The 16,815-nt window shown below is 70.4% G+C and carries 16 protein-coding genes; 5 read left to right on the top strand and 11 right to left on the bottom strand.

Going from position 1 to position 16,815, the window contains the following annotated elements; translation table 11 throughout:
- Window positions 1-6 precede the first annotated feature (6 nt).
- Entirely contained in the window at window positions 7-774 is a 768-nt protein-coding gene (locus AB0M54_RS02180) for a peptidase E (RefSeq protein WP_364314231.1), read from the top strand.
- A 20-nt stretch (window positions 775-794) separates the two neighbouring features.
- Here the strand turns inward: AB0M54_RS02180 and AB0M54_RS02175 are convergent, their stop codons facing one another.
- The 4 genes from AB0M54_RS02175 to AB0M54_RS02160 form a co-directional block, all read right to left on the bottom strand.
- A complete protein-coding gene (locus AB0M54_RS02175; RefSeq protein ID WP_364468671.1) occupies window positions 795-2,471 on the bottom strand; it encodes a ThuA domain-containing protein in 1,677 nt (558 codons plus the stop codon).
- Window positions 2,468-5,281 (bottom strand): PQQ-dependent sugar dehydrogenase, encoded by a 2,814-nt coding sequence (locus AB0M54_RS02170; protein ID WP_364468669.1) that lies wholly within the window; start codon window positions 5,279-5,281, stop codon window positions 2,468-2,470. The genes AB0M54_RS02175 and AB0M54_RS02170 overlap by 4 nt, the downstream gene beginning before the upstream one ends.
- A gap of 122 nt (window positions 5,282-5,403) precedes the next feature.
- Entirely contained in the window at window positions 5,404-5,766 is a 363-nt protein-coding gene (locus AB0M54_RS02165) for a PH domain-containing protein (protein WP_364314239.1), read from the bottom strand.
- Between the two features lie 10 nt (window positions 5,767-5,776).
- On the bottom strand, window positions 5,777-6,091 hold the full coding sequence (locus tag AB0M54_RS02160) for a 4a-hydroxytetrahydrobiopterin dehydratase (RefSeq protein WP_364314242.1): 315 nt from the start codon (window positions 6,089-6,091) through the stop codon (window positions 5,777-5,779).
- A gap of 183 nt (window positions 6,092-6,274) precedes the next feature.
- On the opposite strand from AB0M54_RS02160, the gene AB0M54_RS02155 reads away from it, so the two are divergent.
- The gene (locus AB0M54_RS02155) at window positions 6,275-6,712 is read left to right on the top strand and encodes a (deoxy)nucleoside triphosphate pyrophosphohydrolase (protein ID WP_364314244.1); all 438 of its coding nucleotides are present in this window, start codon (window positions 6,275-6,277) and stop codon (window positions 6,710-6,712) included.
- On the opposite strand, the gene AB0M54_RS02150 is transcribed toward AB0M54_RS02155, so the two are convergent.
- Both AB0M54_RS02150 and AB0M54_RS02145 read right to left on the bottom strand, forming a co-directional pair.
- Entirely contained in the window at window positions 6,689-8,179 is a 1,491-nt protein-coding gene (locus AB0M54_RS02150) for a long-chain fatty acid--CoA ligase (protein ID WP_364314247.1), read from the bottom strand. The genes AB0M54_RS02155 and AB0M54_RS02150 overlap by 24 nt on opposite strands.
- 11 nt (window positions 8,180-8,190) lie before the next feature.
- Window positions 8,191-9,363 carry an acyl-CoA dehydrogenase family protein gene (locus AB0M54_RS02145; protein WP_364314249.1) on the bottom strand — a complete coding sequence of 391 codons (1,173 nt, stop codon included), beginning with the start codon at window positions 9,361-9,363 and terminating at the stop codon, window positions 8,191-8,193.
- A 55-nt stretch (window positions 9,364-9,418) separates the two neighbouring features.
- Between AB0M54_RS02145 and AB0M54_RS02140 the strand changes: the two genes are divergently transcribed.
- The 3 genes from AB0M54_RS02140 to AB0M54_RS02130 are packed head-to-tail and all read left to right on the top strand — an operon-like array spanning window position 9,419 to window position 12,527.
- Window positions 9,419-10,048 carry a TetR family transcriptional regulator gene (locus tag AB0M54_RS02140; RefSeq protein ID WP_364314252.1) on the top strand — a complete coding sequence of 210 codons (630 nt, stop codon included), beginning with the start codon at window positions 9,419-9,421 and terminating at the stop codon, window positions 10,046-10,048.
- Entirely contained in the window at window positions 10,045-11,439 is a 1,395-nt protein-coding gene (locus AB0M54_RS02135; protein ID WP_364314255.1) for an aldehyde dehydrogenase family protein, read from the top strand. The genes AB0M54_RS02140 and AB0M54_RS02135 overlap by 4 nt, the downstream gene beginning before the upstream one ends.
- Entirely contained in the window at window positions 11,436-12,527 is a 1,092-nt protein-coding gene (locus AB0M54_RS02130; RefSeq protein ID WP_364468667.1) for a zinc-binding dehydrogenase, read from the top strand. The genes AB0M54_RS02135 and AB0M54_RS02130 overlap by 4 nt, the downstream gene beginning before the upstream one ends.
- On the opposite strand, the gene AB0M54_RS02125 is transcribed toward AB0M54_RS02130, so the two are convergent.
- Genes AB0M54_RS02125 through AB0M54_RS02105 form a run of 5 tightly spaced genes read right to left on the bottom strand, consistent with a single transcriptional unit; the run spans window position 12,507 to window position 16,775 of the window.
- A complete protein-coding gene (locus AB0M54_RS02125) occupies window positions 12,507-13,094 on the bottom strand; it encodes a TetR/AcrR family transcriptional regulator (RefSeq protein WP_364314260.1) in 588 nt (195 codons plus the stop codon). The two genes, AB0M54_RS02130 and AB0M54_RS02125, sit on opposite strands and share 21 nt — an antisense overlap.
- Entirely contained in the window at window positions 13,091-14,290 is a 1,200-nt protein-coding gene (locus AB0M54_RS02120; RefSeq protein WP_364314261.1) for an acyl-CoA dehydrogenase family protein, read from the bottom strand. Before AB0M54_RS02120 ends, AB0M54_RS02125 begins: the two co-directional genes overlap by 4 nt.
- The gene (locus tag AB0M54_RS02115; RefSeq protein WP_364314264.1) at window positions 14,291-15,274 is read right to left on the bottom strand and encodes a phosphotransferase family protein; all 984 of its coding nucleotides are present in this window, start codon (window positions 15,272-15,274) and stop codon (window positions 14,291-14,293) included. It abuts the gene before it with no gap.
- Window positions 15,271-16,038 (bottom strand): SDR family oxidoreductase, encoded by a 768-nt coding sequence (locus tag AB0M54_RS02110; RefSeq protein ID WP_364314266.1) that lies wholly within the window; start codon window positions 16,036-16,038, stop codon window positions 15,271-15,273. The genes AB0M54_RS02115 and AB0M54_RS02110 overlap by 4 nt, the downstream gene beginning before the upstream one ends.
- A complete protein-coding gene (locus AB0M54_RS02105; protein WP_364468665.1) occupies window positions 16,035-16,775 on the bottom strand; it encodes an SDR family oxidoreductase in 741 nt (246 codons plus the stop codon). The genes AB0M54_RS02110 and AB0M54_RS02105 overlap by 4 nt, the downstream gene beginning before the upstream one ends.
- Between the last annotated feature and the right edge of the window lie 40 nt (window positions 16,776-16,815).

The raw sequence follows: 16,815 nt of genomic DNA, 5'->3' as shown, positions 1-16,815 counted from the left end.
GGGAGCGTGACTGCCGACGCTCCCACCATTCTCGCCACCAGCGCCTCGTTCTGGCCCGGCCGCTACGGCCCGTTCTCCATGCGGCCGGGGCCGATCCACTACTACGCCGCCGAGCTGGCCAACGCGACCACCGCGCCGAAGATCTGCTTCCTCAACCAGGCGACCGGCGATCCGGAGGCTCGCATCGGCGCGATCTACGCCGCGCTGGCCGGCACCGAGTTCGTCCCGTCGCACCTGGCCCTGTTCCCGATGCCGAACATCGAGAACATCCGCGAGCACCTGCTGGCGCAGGACGTGGTCTGGGTCGGCGGCGGCAGCGTGGCCAATCTGTGCGCGGTGTGGCGGGTGCACGGGCTGCCGGACATCCTGCACGAGGCGTGGCAGGCGGGCGTGGTGCTCGGTGGGGTCTCGGCCGGGTCGATCTGCTGGCACACGGGCGGCAGCACGGACAGCTTCACGTACGAGCTGAGCGCCTTCACCGACGGCCTGGGCTTCCTGCCGTACAGCAACGGCGTGCACTACGACGGCGAGGAGCGGCGGCGGCCGCGGATGCACGAGTTCGTCAGCGACGGCACGTTGCCGGACGGCTACTGCACCGACGACGGCGCGGGGCTGGTCTACCGGGGCACGGAACTGGCCGAGGTGGTCGCCGACCGGGAAGGCCCCCGGGGGTACGAGCTGAGGCGTACCCCCGAGGGCCAGGTGAACGAGACTTCCTGGCCGGCCCGGGTGCTGCCCGACCGGTGGCCGGGCCGCTGGGGACAACCCACCTAGCCTGCGGGAACGGGAACAGGCTAGGGCAGTCTCCAGATCTGGTTGGCGCCCGCGGTGCACGTCCAGATGTGGATCTGCTGGCGGTCGGCGGGGTTGTTCTCGCTCACGTCGAGACACTTGCCGGACTGCGGGTTGACGATGGTGCCGTTGGACTGCGGCGTCCAGTTCTGGGCGCCGCTGGTGTTGCACGTCCAGAGCTGGACCTTCGTCCCGTCGGCGCTGGCGCCGCCGGAGACGTCCAGGCACTTGCCGAGGGCCCGGAACGTGTTGCCGGTCCGGGTCCAGCGCTGGGCCGTGCTGTTGTTGCAGGTGTAGAGCTGGACCTTGGTGCCGTCGGCGGTGCCGGCGTTGTCCACGTCGAGGCACTTGTTGGCCAGGCCGACGATCGGCCCGACGCCGGTCGGCGGCGTGGTGCCACCGAGTTCCTTGATCCGCACGTTGCGGAAGGACACGGTGTCGCCGTCACCGTGGTTCTGCAGGCCGATGTGGCCGGCCAGCGACCGTACCGGATTGGTGTTGGTGAAGTCGTTGATCTTGACGCCGTTGAGGAAGATCTGCAGGTGCTCACCCTCGACCAGCAGCTCGTAGGTGTTCCACGCGCCGGGCGGGTTGAGCGCCGCGTCCCGGGCGGCCAGGTCGGCCGCCTTGAACGTGTAGACCGAGCCGGTGGTCCGGTCGGTCGCGTCGGTGGCGTCGATCTGGATCTCGTAGCCGTTGTCCACCGCCGACCACGGATCGGTCGAGGGCGGGAAGCCGATGAACACGCCGCTGTTGTCGTCGTCGGCCATCTTCCAGTCCAGCTTGAGCGAGTAGCTGGTGAACTGCTTGGCCTGGTACCAGAACAGGCCCATGCCGCCGGTCGAGGTGAGCGTGGCGTCGGTGTTGGTGAACGAGCCCGGCCCGGCCTGGGCCCAGCCGGTCGTCGATCCGTTGTACAGCGCGGTGTAGCCGGTCTCGGGGCGGCAGTCGGCGTTGGCCTGGCCGGCCGCGTACCGGATACCGCCGAGCAGTTGCTGGCGGAACAGCGGGTCGGCGTACGACTCCTGGGTGTGGCCGGTGCCGGTGTAGAAGGAGCGGCCGCCGCTCAGCGTCTTGCACCACGTGATCGGGTGGTCGGCGCCCATGTTGCCGCCGCTGTAGGTGGATTCGTCCAGGGTGGACAGCACATGGGCGGTCGACCGCGGGTTCGTGCGGTAGTTGTACCACTCGTCGGTGCGGTTCCAGGCCTGCGGCAGGTGCGCGGTGGCGGCGTGCCCCCGGTCCTGCGTACGGATGGTGGCCGGCTGGATCGCCGGGTGCGAGTCGAACCAGGCGCCGACCAGCTCACCGTAGAACGGCCAGTCGTACTCGGTGTCGGCCGCCGCGTGCACGCCGACGTAGCCGCCGCCACCCCGGACATACGACTCGAACGCCGTCTGCTGGGTGGCGTTGAGCACGTCGCCGGTGGTGCTCATGAACACCACGGCCTCGAAGGTGGCCAGGTTGGCCGGGGTGAACGCGGCGGCGTCCTCGGTGGCGGTCACCGTGAACCCGTTGGCCGCGCCCAGGTCGCGGACGAGCTGGACGCCGGCCGGGATGGAGTCGTGCCGGAAACCGGCGGTCTTGGAGAAGACCAGGACGTCGTACGGGTCGTCGGCGGCCACTGCCGGCGCCGCCGCCGGGATCAGCAGCATCGCCGCGAGAATCTGACCGATCATGGCAACACCCACTTCTGGCTGGCCGCGCCCAAGCAGTCCCAGATGTGGATCTGCTGGCCGTCGGCGGGGTTGTTCTCGAGGACGTCCAGGCACCGGCCGGACTGCGGGTTCTTCAGCGTGCCGTCGGATTGCGCCGCCCAGACCTGCGCGGCCGAGTTGTTGCAGGTGTAGAGCTGGGCCTTGGTGCCGTTCGCGGTGGCGCCACCGGCCACGTCCAGGCATTTGCCGAGCGCCTGGAGCGAGCCGTTCGAGGCCACCGTCCAGTTCTGCGCGCCGGAGGTGTTGCAGGTGTAGAGCTGGATCTTGGTGCCGTCGGCGCTGTTGGCCCCGGCCACGTCCAGGCACTTGCTCGCCAGGCCGCGAACCGGCCCGGTGCGGGTGGCCGCGGTGGAGTTCAGCGTGAACGCGTCCAGGTCGTAGAGCGCCGCGGTGCCGCTGCCGGCGAAGGTCAGGTAGAGCGTGGTGGTGGCCGTCGACCCGCCGCTGATCGTGCCGGTGACGGTAGTGAAGGTCTCCCAGCCCCCGGTCACCGGGACGGTGGCCTGCCCGAGCACGGCGCCGGTGGGTGAACCGGCCCGCACCTGCAGCGTCCCGCCGGTGCCGCCGGACGACACCCGTGCGGTGAACGACGTGACGCCGGCCAGCCGGTAGGGCGTGAAGGCGATCCAGTCGCCGTTGTTGATGTCGCCGACCGTCTTGGCGCCCTCGGCGGCGCTCTTGTCGATGACGGTGACGCCGGACGAGGTCTTGAAGTGCTCGGCCTGCCGGTGCCGGGGCTGGAGGATGTGCTGCTTGTGCGTGGTCAGGCCGCCGGCGTCGGTGTACTCGGCGTCGAAGACCGCGAAGATGTTGGCCGCGCTGTCGTGCTCACCGTCGACCGGGATGGTGATCTGCCCGGAGCAGCCGGTGACCGAGGTGATCTGGTGGCCGTGGCTGTCGTGGCCCAGCACGTACGTCATCTTGGCCCGGGAACAGTTGATCGAACCGTCCTCCGGGTCGGTGACCGTGAACGAGAACGGAACCGTGTCGCCGTACGAGAACAGCGATCCGTCCGGCGGGCTGGTGATGGTGATGGCCGGCGCGGTGTTGCCGACACCGACCTGGACGCTGGCCGTGCCGGTGGCGCCCGAAGGGTCCCGTGCCGTCAGGGTCACGTTGTAGGTGCCATTCGTGGTGTACGTCTTCGTCGGGTTCGCCGCCGTCGACGAGGTGCCGTCGCCGAAGTTCCACGAGTAGGTGATCGCGTCACCGTCCGGATCGGACGAGCCGGCCGACGAGAACGACACGGTCAGCGGCGCCTGGCCCGAGGTCGGCGTGGCCGAGGCCACCGGGATCGGGGCCCGGTTGCCACCGGCCAGGTAGTCGAACCGGTAGAGCGCCGAGTTGGCGTCACCGTTGAAGTAGCCGGTGCCGTAGTCGAGCACGTAGAGCGCGCCGTCCGGCCCGAACGCCATGTCCATGACCTGCTTGCCGGCCCAGGGGAAGGCGTCGATGGCGCCGCGGGAACCGTCGCCGTTGAGGTGGATCGGCTTGATCCAGCCCCGGCCCAGTTCGCCGGCGAAGAACTGGTTGTCCATGTCGGCCGGGAACTTGGTCGGCGAGTTCAGGTTCGGGTCGAAGTGGTAGACCGGGCCGGCCATCGGCGATTCCGAGCCGCCGCCGAACTCGGCCGGGGTGCCGGCGTCGCCGCCGTACCGGATCCAGGCCGGCCGGGCCGCCGGCAGCGTGGTCTGCCCGGTGTTGCGGAACGAGTTGTTGGTCGGGCCGCCCGAGCAGTTGAACTTCGGGCCGGTGGCGTTGGTGGCGAAGTTCCACTCGTTGTAGGTCTCGGTCGACGTGTTGGTGCCGGTGCAGTACGGCCAGCCGTAGTTGCCCGGGCTGGTGATCCGGTTGAACTCGACCTGGCCGCTGGGGCCCCGGTTCGCGTCCGTGGTGCCGGCGTCCGGGCCGTAGTCGCCGAGGTAGACGACGCCGGTCTGCTTGTCGACGCTCATCCGGAACGGGTTGCGGAAGCCCATCGCGTAGATCTCGGGGCGGGTGTTCGCGGTGCCCGGCGCGAAGAGGTTGCCCGAGGGGATCGTGTAGGTGCCGTTCGGCTGCACCTTGATCCGCAGCACCTTGCCCCGCAGGTCGTTGGTGTTGCCGGCGCTGCGCTGGGCGTCGTACGCCGGGTTGCGGTTGGTGCGCTCGTCGATCGGCGCGTAGCCGGCCGAGTCGAACGGGTTGCTGTCGTCGCCGGTGGACAGGTAGAGGTTGCCGGCCGCGTCGAAGTCGATGTCGCCGCCGACGTGGCAGCACAGGCCGCGGTCGGCCTTGACGTCGAGCACGTCCACCTTGCTGGCCGTGTTGAGCGTGAAGTCGGCGTTCAGCGTGAACCGGGACAGCCGGTTGACGCCCTGCCAGGCCGACCAGTCGCTGCCGGTGGCGGGCGCGTCCCCGGCCGGGGTGCTCAGCGGCGGCGCGTAGTAGAGGTAGATGAACCGGTTGCTCGCGAAGCCGGGATCGACGCCGACGCCTTGCAGGCCCTCTTCGTCGTGGGTGTAGACCGACAGCCGGCCACTCACGGACGTGGTCCCGTTGGCGTCGGTGCGGCGGAGTGTGCCGTCCCGGGCGGTGTGCAGCACCGAGCGGTCCGGCAGCACCGCGATGGCCATCGGCTCGCCCACCTCGGCGACGCCCTTGGCCAGGGTCACCTGCTGGAAGTCGGCCGGATCGATGGTGTGCGCGGTGGCCGCCCGGGGAACGGCGAGCACACCGGCGACGAGGAGCACTGATCCAAGAGTGTAGATAAATCGATGTCTACGGCGCATAGCTCCGCCCTGAGGGGTGAGTCGCCGGCGTGGGGGATTGTTACCGGCGTGTGACCGACCCTAGGCGGCTTTGGGCAAAGCTGTAAATACTTTTGCGTTCCGAAACAAAAGTGTACGGATCTTCACGACGCGTAGTGCAAGATCACGTTGTGGACGTGGTGCGTCTTCTCGGTGCCACGGAACTCGACCTCGTAGATGTGGGTCCCGACCGTGATGGCGATCGTGCCGCTGGAGAAGTACTGGCCGGCCAGGCTCTTGTTGCTCACCACGCTGACGCTGCTGACCTTCGAGTACGGGATGCTCGTGATCGCGAAGCGCTTACCCATGAAGGACTTGTCCTGGATGATCACGCGGCGCGTGGTGAGCCCGATGAACCCGGTGCCGACGCCGACCGCGTCGTACACGGCGATGATCTGCTCGCCCTCGAGAAGGCCGCTCTCGATCTGCTTGTACTGGTCCTTCTTGTCGTACACCGGCTCGCTCATGATTCAAAGCCTAAGAGGCGCCGACCACCGTCTTGTACGCGTCCTCGATGCGGGCCGCGAGGGTCACCTGGCCATCGGTGATGGTGTCGCCTTCGCCCGCACTGAGGCTGATCTGGGTGTGACCGTCCGTGCGCCGGATAGCGGGGCGTATGCGCAGTGTGTCGGCCGCCACCTTGATCCGCTCGGTCAGTGCGGCATGCTGACTGTCGTCACACACCAGTTCCCGGCGGATTTCGATCCCGTCGCGCGTCCAGCCCTGTAACAGAGCGAGCGCATCCGACAAGTAGTCGGAAGAGTTGGCCCCGCGCCGTCTTCTGGCCCGCATCGCCGCACCCCCTTGGCGTCGTTGCCGGCTTGTGGCCAAACTGTCGCCGTGTCGTCATGGTCGGTCCCGACAGTCTTGTCTGCGGCGTCAACTATGTCCACGCCCACATATCCGTGTTCTCCCGACGATCGGGACGGCTTGGGGCAACCTGAACGGTGACTTTTTGTGGCAAGGTCTCACTCCATGCGCTCGGAACGCCCAGTCAGCCCCACGTCATCACCCAGAGTGATTGTGGCGGCAGTGATCATCACCGGCGGCCGGGTGCTGGCCTGTGAACGATCGGCTCCGCCCGAGGTGGCCGGGCGCTGGGAGTTCCCCGGCGGCAAGGTCGAGCCGGGGGAGACCGACGCCGAGGCGCTGGCCCGCGAGTGCGCCGAGGAGCTGGGCGTACGCGTCGAGGTCGGCGAACGCGTCGGCCCGGACGTGCCCCTCGCGCACGGCCGGGCCGTTCTCCGGGTCTTCGCGGTCACGCTGCTCGGCGGCGACGTCCCGCGCGCCCTGGAGCACACCGCGATGCGCTGGCTCGGCCCGGACGAGCTGACCAGCGTGCGGTGGCTCCCGGCGGACAAGCCGATCGTCGCCGAGCTGCCGAAACTCCTACTCGGAGAAGGTCTTCCGTAGCTCGCGCTTGAGCACCTTGAAGCTGGGGCCGAGCGGCAGCGACTCGACAAATCGCACCTGCCGCGGGTACTTGTGCCGGCCCAGCTTCTCCTTGCTCCACTCGATGAGGTCGTCCTCGGCCAGCCCGGGATCGGCCACCACCACCGCGCAGATCTCCTCACCCAGCGTGGCGTCCCGGACGCCGATCACCGCGACCTGCTGGACCGCCGGGTGCCGGGCCAGCGCCTCCTCGACCTCGCGCGGGTAGACGTTGAAGCCGCCCCGGATCACCAGGTCCTTCTTGCGGTCGACGATCGTGATGAAGCCCAGCTCGTCCTTGCGGCCCAGGTCGCCGGTGCGGAACCAGCCGTCGATCAGCGCCTCGGCGGTCGCCTCGGGCCGGTTGTGGTAGCCGGCGAAGACGCAGTGCCCGCGGATCACGATCTCGCCCAGCTCGCCGGTGGGCAGGAACTCGATCCGCTCGTCGACCTCGGCCCGGGCGATCTCGGCCTCGACGCCCCAGATCGGGTGCCCGATCGTGCCGGGCCGGGTCCCGAAGGCCGGCTGGTTGGTGGTCGCGGTCGGCGAGGTCTCGGACAGGCCGTACCCCTCGTAGATCGGGGAATGGAAGACCTCGGAGAACTTCTCGAGCACGGCCACCGGGAGCGAGGCCCCGCCGGAGAAGCAGAGCCTCAGATCGGGCAGCCGGTCGGCCTTCGGCGCCGCCTCGAGCAGGCCGATGAACATGGTCGGCACGCCGTAGAAGATGGTCGCGCCCTCGCGGACCATCAGGTCGATCGCGGCCTCGCCGGTGAACCGGGGCAGCAGGACCAGCGTGCCGCCGGCCCGGAAGGTGCCGTTCATCGCGACGCTCTGCCCGAACGTGTGGAACAGCGGCAGGCAGCCCATCGAGATGTCGTCGGGTCGCGGGTCGTGCACGTCGAACGTGTTCACGGTCGCGTTCATGACCAGGTTGAGGTGGGTCAGCAACGCGCCCTTGGGCTGGCCGGTGGTGCCGCTGGTGTAGAAGATCACCGCGGTGTCCTCGGCCTCGCGCGTCACGTAGGTGTGCAGCGGCTCCGGCTGAGGGACGTCGGCGGTGCCGACCAGCCGGACACCGGCGAGGGAGGCGGCCGCGCCGGCGGTCTCGATCTGGCTCGGGTGGGCGACCAGGAGGGACGCGCCGCTGTCGGTCAGGACATAGGCCATCTCGTCCGGCGTCAGCAGCAGGTGCACCGGAACGATGACCGCGCCGGCCGCCAGCGCCCCGTAGTAGGCGCGCGGGAAGTCGATGACGTTGGGGATCTGCAGGGCGATGGTGTCGCCCGGGCGTACGCCGAGCTCACGCAGCCCGGCCGCCCACGACCGGGCCTCGGCCCACAGCTCGGAGTAGGTCAGCCGGGTGCCCGCGTGGTCGATCACCGCGACCTTGTCCGGCCGCTTGCGCGCCGCCTCGGCCAGGATCGTCGCGAGCGAGAGAACGGTCATGCTGAGCCTCCTCAGGCCAGGTGTCCGCCGATTTTGGTGTACCCGCGGAGCAGGTCGCGGGAGATGATCAGGCGCTGCATCTCGTCGGTGCCCTCGTAGATGCGGATCAGCCGGACCGCGCGGTACCACCGCTCGATCGGCAGCTCCCGGGTATAGCCCATGCCGCCGTGGATCTGCATGACCCGGTCCATCACCCGGTTGACCATGCCGGCCCCGTAGAGCTTGGCCATCGACGAGGCGTGCCGCGGGTCGATGCCCTGGTCCACCGTCCAGGCGGCGCGCAGGATCAGCCAGCGGGCCGCCTCCAGCTCCACCTCGGAGTCGGCGATCATCCACTGGATCGCCTGGTTGTCGCCGATCTTCCGGCCGAAGGTCTCGCGTGTGTTGGCGTACTCGACGGCCATGCCCAGAGCGCGTTCCGCGCTGCCCAGCGCGGCCGATGGGATCAGGTAGCGGCCCCGGCCGATCCACTTCATGCCCAGCTCGAAGCCCTGGCCGATCTCGCCCAGGATGTTGCGCGACGGCACCCGCACGTCGTCGAAGGACAGCGAGGCGGGCCGGGCGTCGCCCATCGTCTCGATCGGCTCGGAGGTCCAGCCCATCGTGCGGTCGACCAGGAACGCGGTGGTGCCCCCGCCGCGGACGCCCTTCTCCTTGTCGGTGACCGCGACGACGATCGCGAAGTCGGCGTCGTTGCCGTTGGTGATGAACGTCTTCTCCCCGTTGAGCACCCAGTCGTCGCCGTCCTGGCGGGCGCTGAGCTTGATGTTGGCCGCGTCCGAGCCGGCGCCCGGTTCGGTGATCGCGAAGCAGGAGATGCGTTCGCCCTCGATGGTCGGGATCAGGAACTCCCGCTTCTGGTCCTCGTTGGCGTAGTACAGGATGTTGTCGGCCTCGCCGCCGAAGCTGAACGGCACGTACGTGCGGCCCACCTCGGTCCAGATCAGCGACTGCATCATCGCGGGAAGTTCCATGCCGCCGTACTGCTCGGGCGTGCCCAGGCCCCAGTAGCCGAACTTCTTCGCCTTCTGCCGGAGCTCGACCAGCTCGCTGCGCTCGAGCCCCCGCCCGCCCTTGCGTTCTCGCCGGAGCACCTCGGCCTCCAGCGGCATCACCTCCTTCGCGATGAATTGCCGTGCTGTATCGCGGATCGCGCGTTCCTCATCGCTCAGGGAGAAGTCCATATGGATAAACTAGCGGTGTAAGTTTTCACACGTCCAGTGCAACTTTGGAGGCCCCATGGCTCGGCCGCGGCAGGTTCTGCTCACCCGTGAGCGGATCGTCGAGGCTGCGGGCGTGCTGGTCGACGCCGAAGGGCTGGACGCGGTGTCGGTCCGCCGGCTCGCCACCGAGCTGGGCGTGGCCGGGCCCTCCCTGTACAACCACTTCGCCACAAAGGCCGAAATTCTCGACGCCGTGGCCGACGCGGTGATCGCCCAGGTCGACGTCTCCCCGTTCGCCGGCCACGAGTGGGGCAAGGCGCTGCGGCTGTGGGCCCAGTCGTACCACGCCGTGCTCAGCGAGCACCCGAACATCGTGCCGGTGCTGGCCCGCGGACCGGGCCGCAACCCGGCCGCGCTGGCCATGGCCGACGCGGTCTACGGCGCGCTGATCCGGGCCGGCTGGTCGCCGTCCCGGGCCACGCACATCGGCGCGCTGCTGCGTTACCTGGTCACCGGCTCCGCGCTGGGGTCGTTCGCGCTCGGCTTCCCCGGCGACCCGGAGCTCTACGCGCACTACCCTCATCTCCACCACGCCCACCACCTCGCCGAGCATCGCGAGCGGGTGGACGAGGGCGCGTTCGTCCTCGGCCTGGAGACGCTGGTCTCCGGCCTCGAATCCCAGCTGAAGAGCGAGGCGGAACGATGACTCGGGACAAGCTTCTGGTGAACGGCGCCTGGGTCACCCCGGCGTCGACCGGCGTGATCGAGGTGATCAACCCGGCCACCGAGGAGGTGCTGGGCACGGTGCCGGCCGGCACCCAGTCCGATGTGGATGATGCCGTGGCCGCGGCCCGCAACGCCTTCGACGGGTGGGCCGCGACGCCGATGGCCGAGCGGGGCGCGGTGCTGGACCGCCTGCACACCTCGCTCTCGGCGCGCGCCGCCGACATCGCCCGCACCGTCGGGCTCGAGCTGGGCACGCCGCTCAAGATCGCCCAGATGGTCCAGGCCGGTCTGCCCCTCACGGTTCTCCGGGGGTACGCCGACCTGGCCGTTCAACCGGTGACCGAGCAGACCATCGGCAACACGCTGGTCATCCGCGAACCGGTCGGCGTGGTCGGCGCGATCACCCCGTGGAACTACCCGCTGCACCAGGTCGTGGCCAAGGTGGCGGCCGCCCTGGCCGCGGGCTGCACGGTGGTGCTCAAGCCGAGCGAGCTGACCCCCCTGACCGCCTACCTGCTGGCCGACGCGGCCGTCGAGGCGGGCGTACCCGATGGGGTCCTCAATCTCGTGACCGGCACCGGACCGGTCGTGGGGGCGGCGATCGCCGGGCACCCCGACGTGGACATGGTGTCGTTCACCGGCTCGACCGCGACCGGCCGCGCCATCTCGCACGCCGCCGCCCACCGGATCGCCAAGGTGGCGCTGGAGCTGGGCGGCAAGTCGGCCAACGTGATCCTGGAGGGCGCCGACGTCACCCGGGCGGTGAAGACCGGCGTGAGCAACGCGTTCCTCAACTCCGGGCAGACCTGCACGGCGTGGACCCGGATGCTGGTGCATCGCAGTGCGTACGACGACGCCGTCACGCTGGCCGGTCAGGTCGCCGCCGCGTTCACCGTGGGTGACCCGTTCGACCCGGCCACCCGGCTCGGGCCGCTGGTGTCGGCGGCCCAGCGGGACCGCGTGCTCGGCTTCATCGAGCGGGCCGACGCGAAGCTGGTCTCGGCCGGCCAACCCCTTCCGGACAAGGGTTTCTTCGTCGCGCCGACGGTCTTCGCCGACGTCGACCCGGACAGCGAGCTGGCCCAGGAGGAGATCTTCGGCCCGGTGCTGTCGATCATCCCGTTCGACGACGACGACCACGCCGTGACGATCGCCAACAACTCGCGGTACGGCCTGGCCGGCGCCGTCTGGGGCGAACCGGAGCGGGCGCTGGCGGTGGCCCGGCGGCTGCGGACCGGCGCCGTCGACGTCAACGGTGGCCCGTTCAACCCACAGGCGCCGTTCGGCGGCTACAAGCAGTCCGGCGTCGGGCGCGAGCTCGGCCCGTTCGGGCTGGAGGAGTTCCAGCAGGTGAAGGCGATCCAGCGATGACCGCCCGGGTCTCCGCGGTGGTGGTGCGAGCGGCCGGTGCGTCGCCGGAACTGGCCGAGCTGCTGCTGCCCGAGGTCGGACCGGGCCAGGTGCGGGTGGCCATCCGGGCGGCCGGGGTGTGCCACTCCGACCTGTCCATGGTCAACGGGACGCTGCGCCCGCCGTACCCGCTGGTCCTGGGTCATGAGGCGGCGGGCGAGGTGGTCGAGGCCGGCAGTGGGGTGACCCGCGCCGCGGTCGGCGACCACGTGGCGCTGAACTGGCAGCCCGCCTGCCGGATGTGCTGGTTCTGCACGCACGGCCAGCCGTGGCTGTGCGCGACCACCAGCGGCATCGCGGCCCTGGAGAACGGCAGCACGATCGACGACGTCCCGGCCTACGTGACGCTCGGGCTGGGCGCGTTCGCCGATCAGGTGGTCGTCCCCGAGAACGCGGTGATCGGCGTACCCCCGGAATTGGAGTGGGCGCCGGCGGCGCTGCTCGGCTGTGCGGTGCTGACCGGCAGCGGCGCGGTCCGCAACACCGCACGGGTCGCCGCCGGGGAATCGGTGCTGGTGATCGGCCTGGGCGGCGTCGGGCTGTCGGTGGTGGCGGCGGCCCGGGCGGCGGGCGCGGCGACGGTCCTCGCGGTGGACGTCAGCGAGTCGAAGAGGGCGCTCGCCGAAGCGGCCGGGGCGACCGACTTCCTGCTCGCCTCGGAAACCCTGTCCAAAGAGGTGCGTTCCCGCACTGAGGGCCGCGGCGCCGACCACGCCTTCGAGTGCGTGGGCCGGTCGGCGACGATCCGGGCGGCGTGGCGCGCGACCCGGCGCGGCGGCCAGGTGACCGTGGTCGGCATGGGCCGGCACGACGACATGGTCGAGCTGAGCGCGCTGGACATCTTCTCGTCGGCGCGCACCCTGCGGTCGTCGGTCTACGGCAACGCCGACCCGGACACCGAGGTGCCGCGGCTGGCCGCCGACGTGCTGGCCGGCCGGCTGTCCCTGGACCACCTGGTCACCGACCGGATCGGGCTGGCCGACGTGCCCGCCGCGTTCGAGCGGATGGGCCGCGGCGAGGGCGCCCGCTCAGTGGTGCTTCTGGAGTAGCGCGGTGACGATGCGCTGGAGGATGGCGGCGGCGGCCTCGGTGGGCAGTTCCATCGGGGTGCGCAGTGTGTCCCAGGTGTTCCACATGCTGACCACGGTGACCGCGTTGAGCAGTTCCTGGTCGCCGTCGATCTCGGCGGCGAACAGGGTGGACACCTCGTCGCGGGCGCGTTGCAGGTGCGTCTTGCGGTAGCGCTGGAGGGCCGGCGAGAACGGCTCCTTCAGCGCCGAGGCGCGGGCGGCCGGCGCGACCAGGTCGTTGAGCCGGGCCCGTTGCTTGCAGTACGCCTCGATGCGCTCGGTCAGCGGCAGGTCGGCCGAGATCGGTTCGTGGGCCGCGTCCCGGCGTTCGAGTATGCGCTGGGCGCTGGCCGTCATCAGCGCCTCCATGTCGGCGAAGTGGCTCCACAGGGCGCGCAGGGACACCCCGGCCAGCTTGGCGATGCGGTCGGCGGTCGGGCGCATGTCGCCGTCGGTGATGAGGCTGACGTGCGCGTCCACGATGGCGTTGCGGGTACGTTCGGAGCGGGCGGTGCGCCCGTCCACCCGCGGCGTGGGTGTGGTCATCGTGGGCTCCGGTATCGGTTGAGCTCGCGCCGGGCCAGCGAGCGCTTGTGCACTTCATCGGGTCCGTCGGCCAATCGGAGCGTACGGGCCGACGCCCAGAGCCGCGCCAGTGGCGTGTCCTGGCCCACCCCGGCCGCGCCGTGGGCCTGGATCGCCTTGTCGAGGATCCACTCGACCGTGCCCGGCGTGATGATCTTGATGGCCTGGATCTCGGTGTGCGCGCCCTTGTTGCCGACCGTGTCCATCAGCCAGGCCGCCTTGAGCACCAGCAGCCGGGCCTGCTCGATCCGGACCCGGGCCTCGGCGATCCAGTCCTGCACCACGCCCTGCTCGGCCAGCGGCTTGCCGAACGGCTCGCGGGCCAGCGCCCGGGTGCACATCAGCTCGAGGGCGCGTTCGCCCATGCCGATCAGCCGCATGCAGTGGTGGATCCGGCCGGGTCCGAGGCGCGCCTGCGAGATGGCGAAACCGCCGCCCTCCGCACCGATCAGGTTCGTCGCGGGTACGCGTACGTCCTCGAAGAACACCTCGGCGTGCCCACCGTGATCGCCGTCGTCGTAGCCGAAGACCGTCATGCCCCGCTTGATCGTCACGCCGGGGGTGTCCCGCGGCACCAGGATCTGGCTCTGCTGCACGTGCCGGGCGGCGTCCGGGTCGGTCTTGCCCATCACGATGAAGATCTTGCAGTTCGGGTTCATCGCCCCGGAGATGTAGAACTTGTGGCCGTTGACCACGTAGTCGTCGCCGTCGCGGACGATCCGGGTGCCGATGTTGGTCGCGTCCGACGAGGCGACCTGGGGCTCGGTCATCGCGAAGGCCGACCGGATCTCGCCGGCCAGCAGCGGCTCGAGCCACTGCTCGCGCTGGGCCGGGGTGCCGAACTCGGCCAGCACCTCCATGTTGCCGGTGTCCGGGGCGGCGCAGTTCAGCGCGGCCGGGGCGATCGACGGGCTGCGGCCGGTGATCTCGGCCAGCGGCGCGTACTGCACGTTGGTCAGGCCGGCGCCGTGCTCGCCGGGCAGGAAGAGGTTCCACAGGCCGCGCGCCTTGGCCTCGGCCTTCAGCGGCTCCAGCGACGCCGGTGGTCCCCAGCCGTCCGCCTCGTAGGCCGCCTCGATCGGGTAGACGAACTCGTCCATGAAGGCGAGGAGCCGCTTGCGGTAGTCCTCGGTCTTCTCGTCGTATGCGAAGTCCATCTATCCCTCCAGAGCTTCGTGCCCCTGTGTGACCAAAGGCGCCACCATACGGCCGACCGTCTCGAATCCCGCACCGACGGTCTGTCCGTGCACATAGCGGTAATGGACGCCTTCCAGAATCACGGCGAGCTTGAAACAGGCGAACGCGATGTACCAGTGCAGATCGCTGACGTCCCGCTTGCTGCGCTCGGCGTACCGGGCGGCGATCTCGGGCAGGCCCGGGTGACCGGGGACGGTCAGCGGCGCCCGGGGCTCGCCGTTCTGGTCGAGCAGCGGGCGGCCGGCGTAGACCTGCATCAGCGCGACATCGCTGAGCGGGTCGCCGAGCGTGGACATCTCCCAGTCGAGCACCGCGCTGACCGTCAGGTCGTCGCCGATCAACACGTTGTCGAGCCGGAAGTCGCCGTGCACCACGGTGCCGTCGCCCTCGGGCACCTGCACCGCGAGCCGGGCGTGCAGCTCGTCGATGCCGGCCACGTCGCGGCTGCGGGAGGCGTCCAGCTGCTTCTTCCAGCGGCGCACCTGGCGCTCGTTGAAGCCCTGCGGCCGGCCGAAGTCGCCCAGCCCGATCGCCTGCGGGTCGAGCGCGTGCAGGTCGGCCAGGGTGTCGACCAGGTCGAGGGTGAGCGTGCGCATCCGGTCGGGGCCCAGCGCCTCCAGGTCGGCGACGTCCCGGTAGATCCGCCCGGTCGCGTGTTCCATCAGGTAGAACGGCGCGCCGATGACGTCGGCGTCGGTGCACAGCAGGACCGGCGCCGGGGCCGGGAAACCGGCCGCGGACAGGGCCGACAGCACCTTGTGCTCGCGGGACATGTCGTGCGCGGTGGGCAGCACGTGGCCCAGCGGCGGCCGGCGCAGCACCCAGCGGGTCTCGCCGTCGGTCACCGCGTACGTCAGGTTGGATCGCCCGCCGGCGAACATGGTCGCGGTCAGCGGGCCGGTCTTCAGGTATGCCTGCAGCGCGTCGAGGTCGAGACCCTTCACTCGATGCTCCGCTGGATCTTGTTCATCGCGGCCAGCCAGCGGTCGGGGTCGGCGGCCCGCCGCTGGGCGAACTCGGCCACCTCGGGGTGCGGCAGGATCAGGAAGCCGTCCTGCTGGACGCCCTCGAGCACCACCTCGGCGACCGCGCTCGGCTCCATGGCGCTCTGGGCGAGCAGGGCGCTGCTGGCCGACCGGTCGCCGCCGCGCGACATCATGTCGGTGCGCACACCCTGGGGGCACAACGCCTGCACCTTGATGCCCCGGTGGGCGTAGGTGGCCCGTAGCCACTCGGCGTAGGCCAGCGAGGCGTGCTTGGTCACCGAGTAGGTCGCGCTGCCCAGCAACGTGAGCAGCCCGGCCGCCGAGACGGTGACCAGCAGGTGGCCCTGGCCCGCGTCGAGCCAGCGGGGCAGGAGCGCGCGGGACGCGTACACGTGGCTCATGACGTTGACCTGGAAATCACGCTGCCACGCCTCGTCCGGCGTCTCGGGGCCGCCGCCGGTCAGCACGCCGGCGTTGGCGCAGAAGAGGTCGATCCCGCCGAGCCCGTCCCAGGCGGCGTCGATGAGGCGCGCGACGTCGGCCTCGCGCCCGGCGTCGCCCGGGACGGCCCGCCCCCCGATCTCGGCGGCCACCGCCGACGCGGCCGCCTCATCAAGGTCGTTCACGAACACCTGGGCGCCGTCGGCGGCGAACCGGCGGGCCATCGCGGCGCCGATGCCGCCGCCCGCCCCGGTCACCACGACCCGCTTGGGTGAGCTCACTGAACCGCTCCGGTCAGCGTCACGCCACCGTCGATGACCAGCGTCTGTCCGGTGATCCAGGCCGCGTCCGGTGAACACAGGAAGGCCACCGCGCCGGACACGTCCTCGGGGACGCCCAGACGACGGAGTGGGTACTTGGCCGACACCTCGGCCTCCCGCCCCTCGTACAGCGCGGTGGCGAACTTGGTCTTGACCACCGCCGGGGCCACCGCGTTCACCCGCACCTCGGGCGCCAGCTCGACGGCGAGCTGCTCGGTGAGGTTGATCAGCGCGGCCTTGGTGACGCCGTAGAAGCCGATGCCGGGCGCCGGGCGCACGCCGGAGACGGACGAGATGTTCACGATCGAGCCGCCCGCGCCGGCCAGCCCGCCACGCAGCGCCTCCTGCACCCAGCCGAGCGTGCCGAGCAGGTTGACCTCGACCATCTTGCGGGCGGCGTCCAGATCAAGATCTTCGAGCGGGCCGTACGCCGGGTTGATGCCGATGTTGTTGACCAGGGCGGTGATCGGGCCGAACCGGGCGGACGCGGCGGCCACGACGGCGGCGCGGTGTTCCGGGTCGTCGCCCTTGCCGGCCACGCCGATCGCCGTGTCCGGGCCGCCGAGCTCCTTGGCCGCGGCCTCCAGGGCCTCCGCGTTCCGCCCGGTGATGACCACCTTGATGCCGTCGGCGACGAACCGCTGGGCGATGGCGAAACCGATGCCTCGGCTGGCCCCCGTGACGACCGCGACGCTCATCCATGTCTCCCGTCAAGAATTTGCACTTAGACTGCAAACA

The organism is Actinoplanes sp. NPDC051470 (genome assembly GCF_040682035.1).
GTDB lineage: Bacteria > Actinomycetota > Actinomycetes > Mycobacteriales > Micromonosporaceae > Actinoplanes.
Note: the sequence above shows the minus strand (reverse complement) of the source record. Positions and strands in the feature narration are given on the sequence as shown.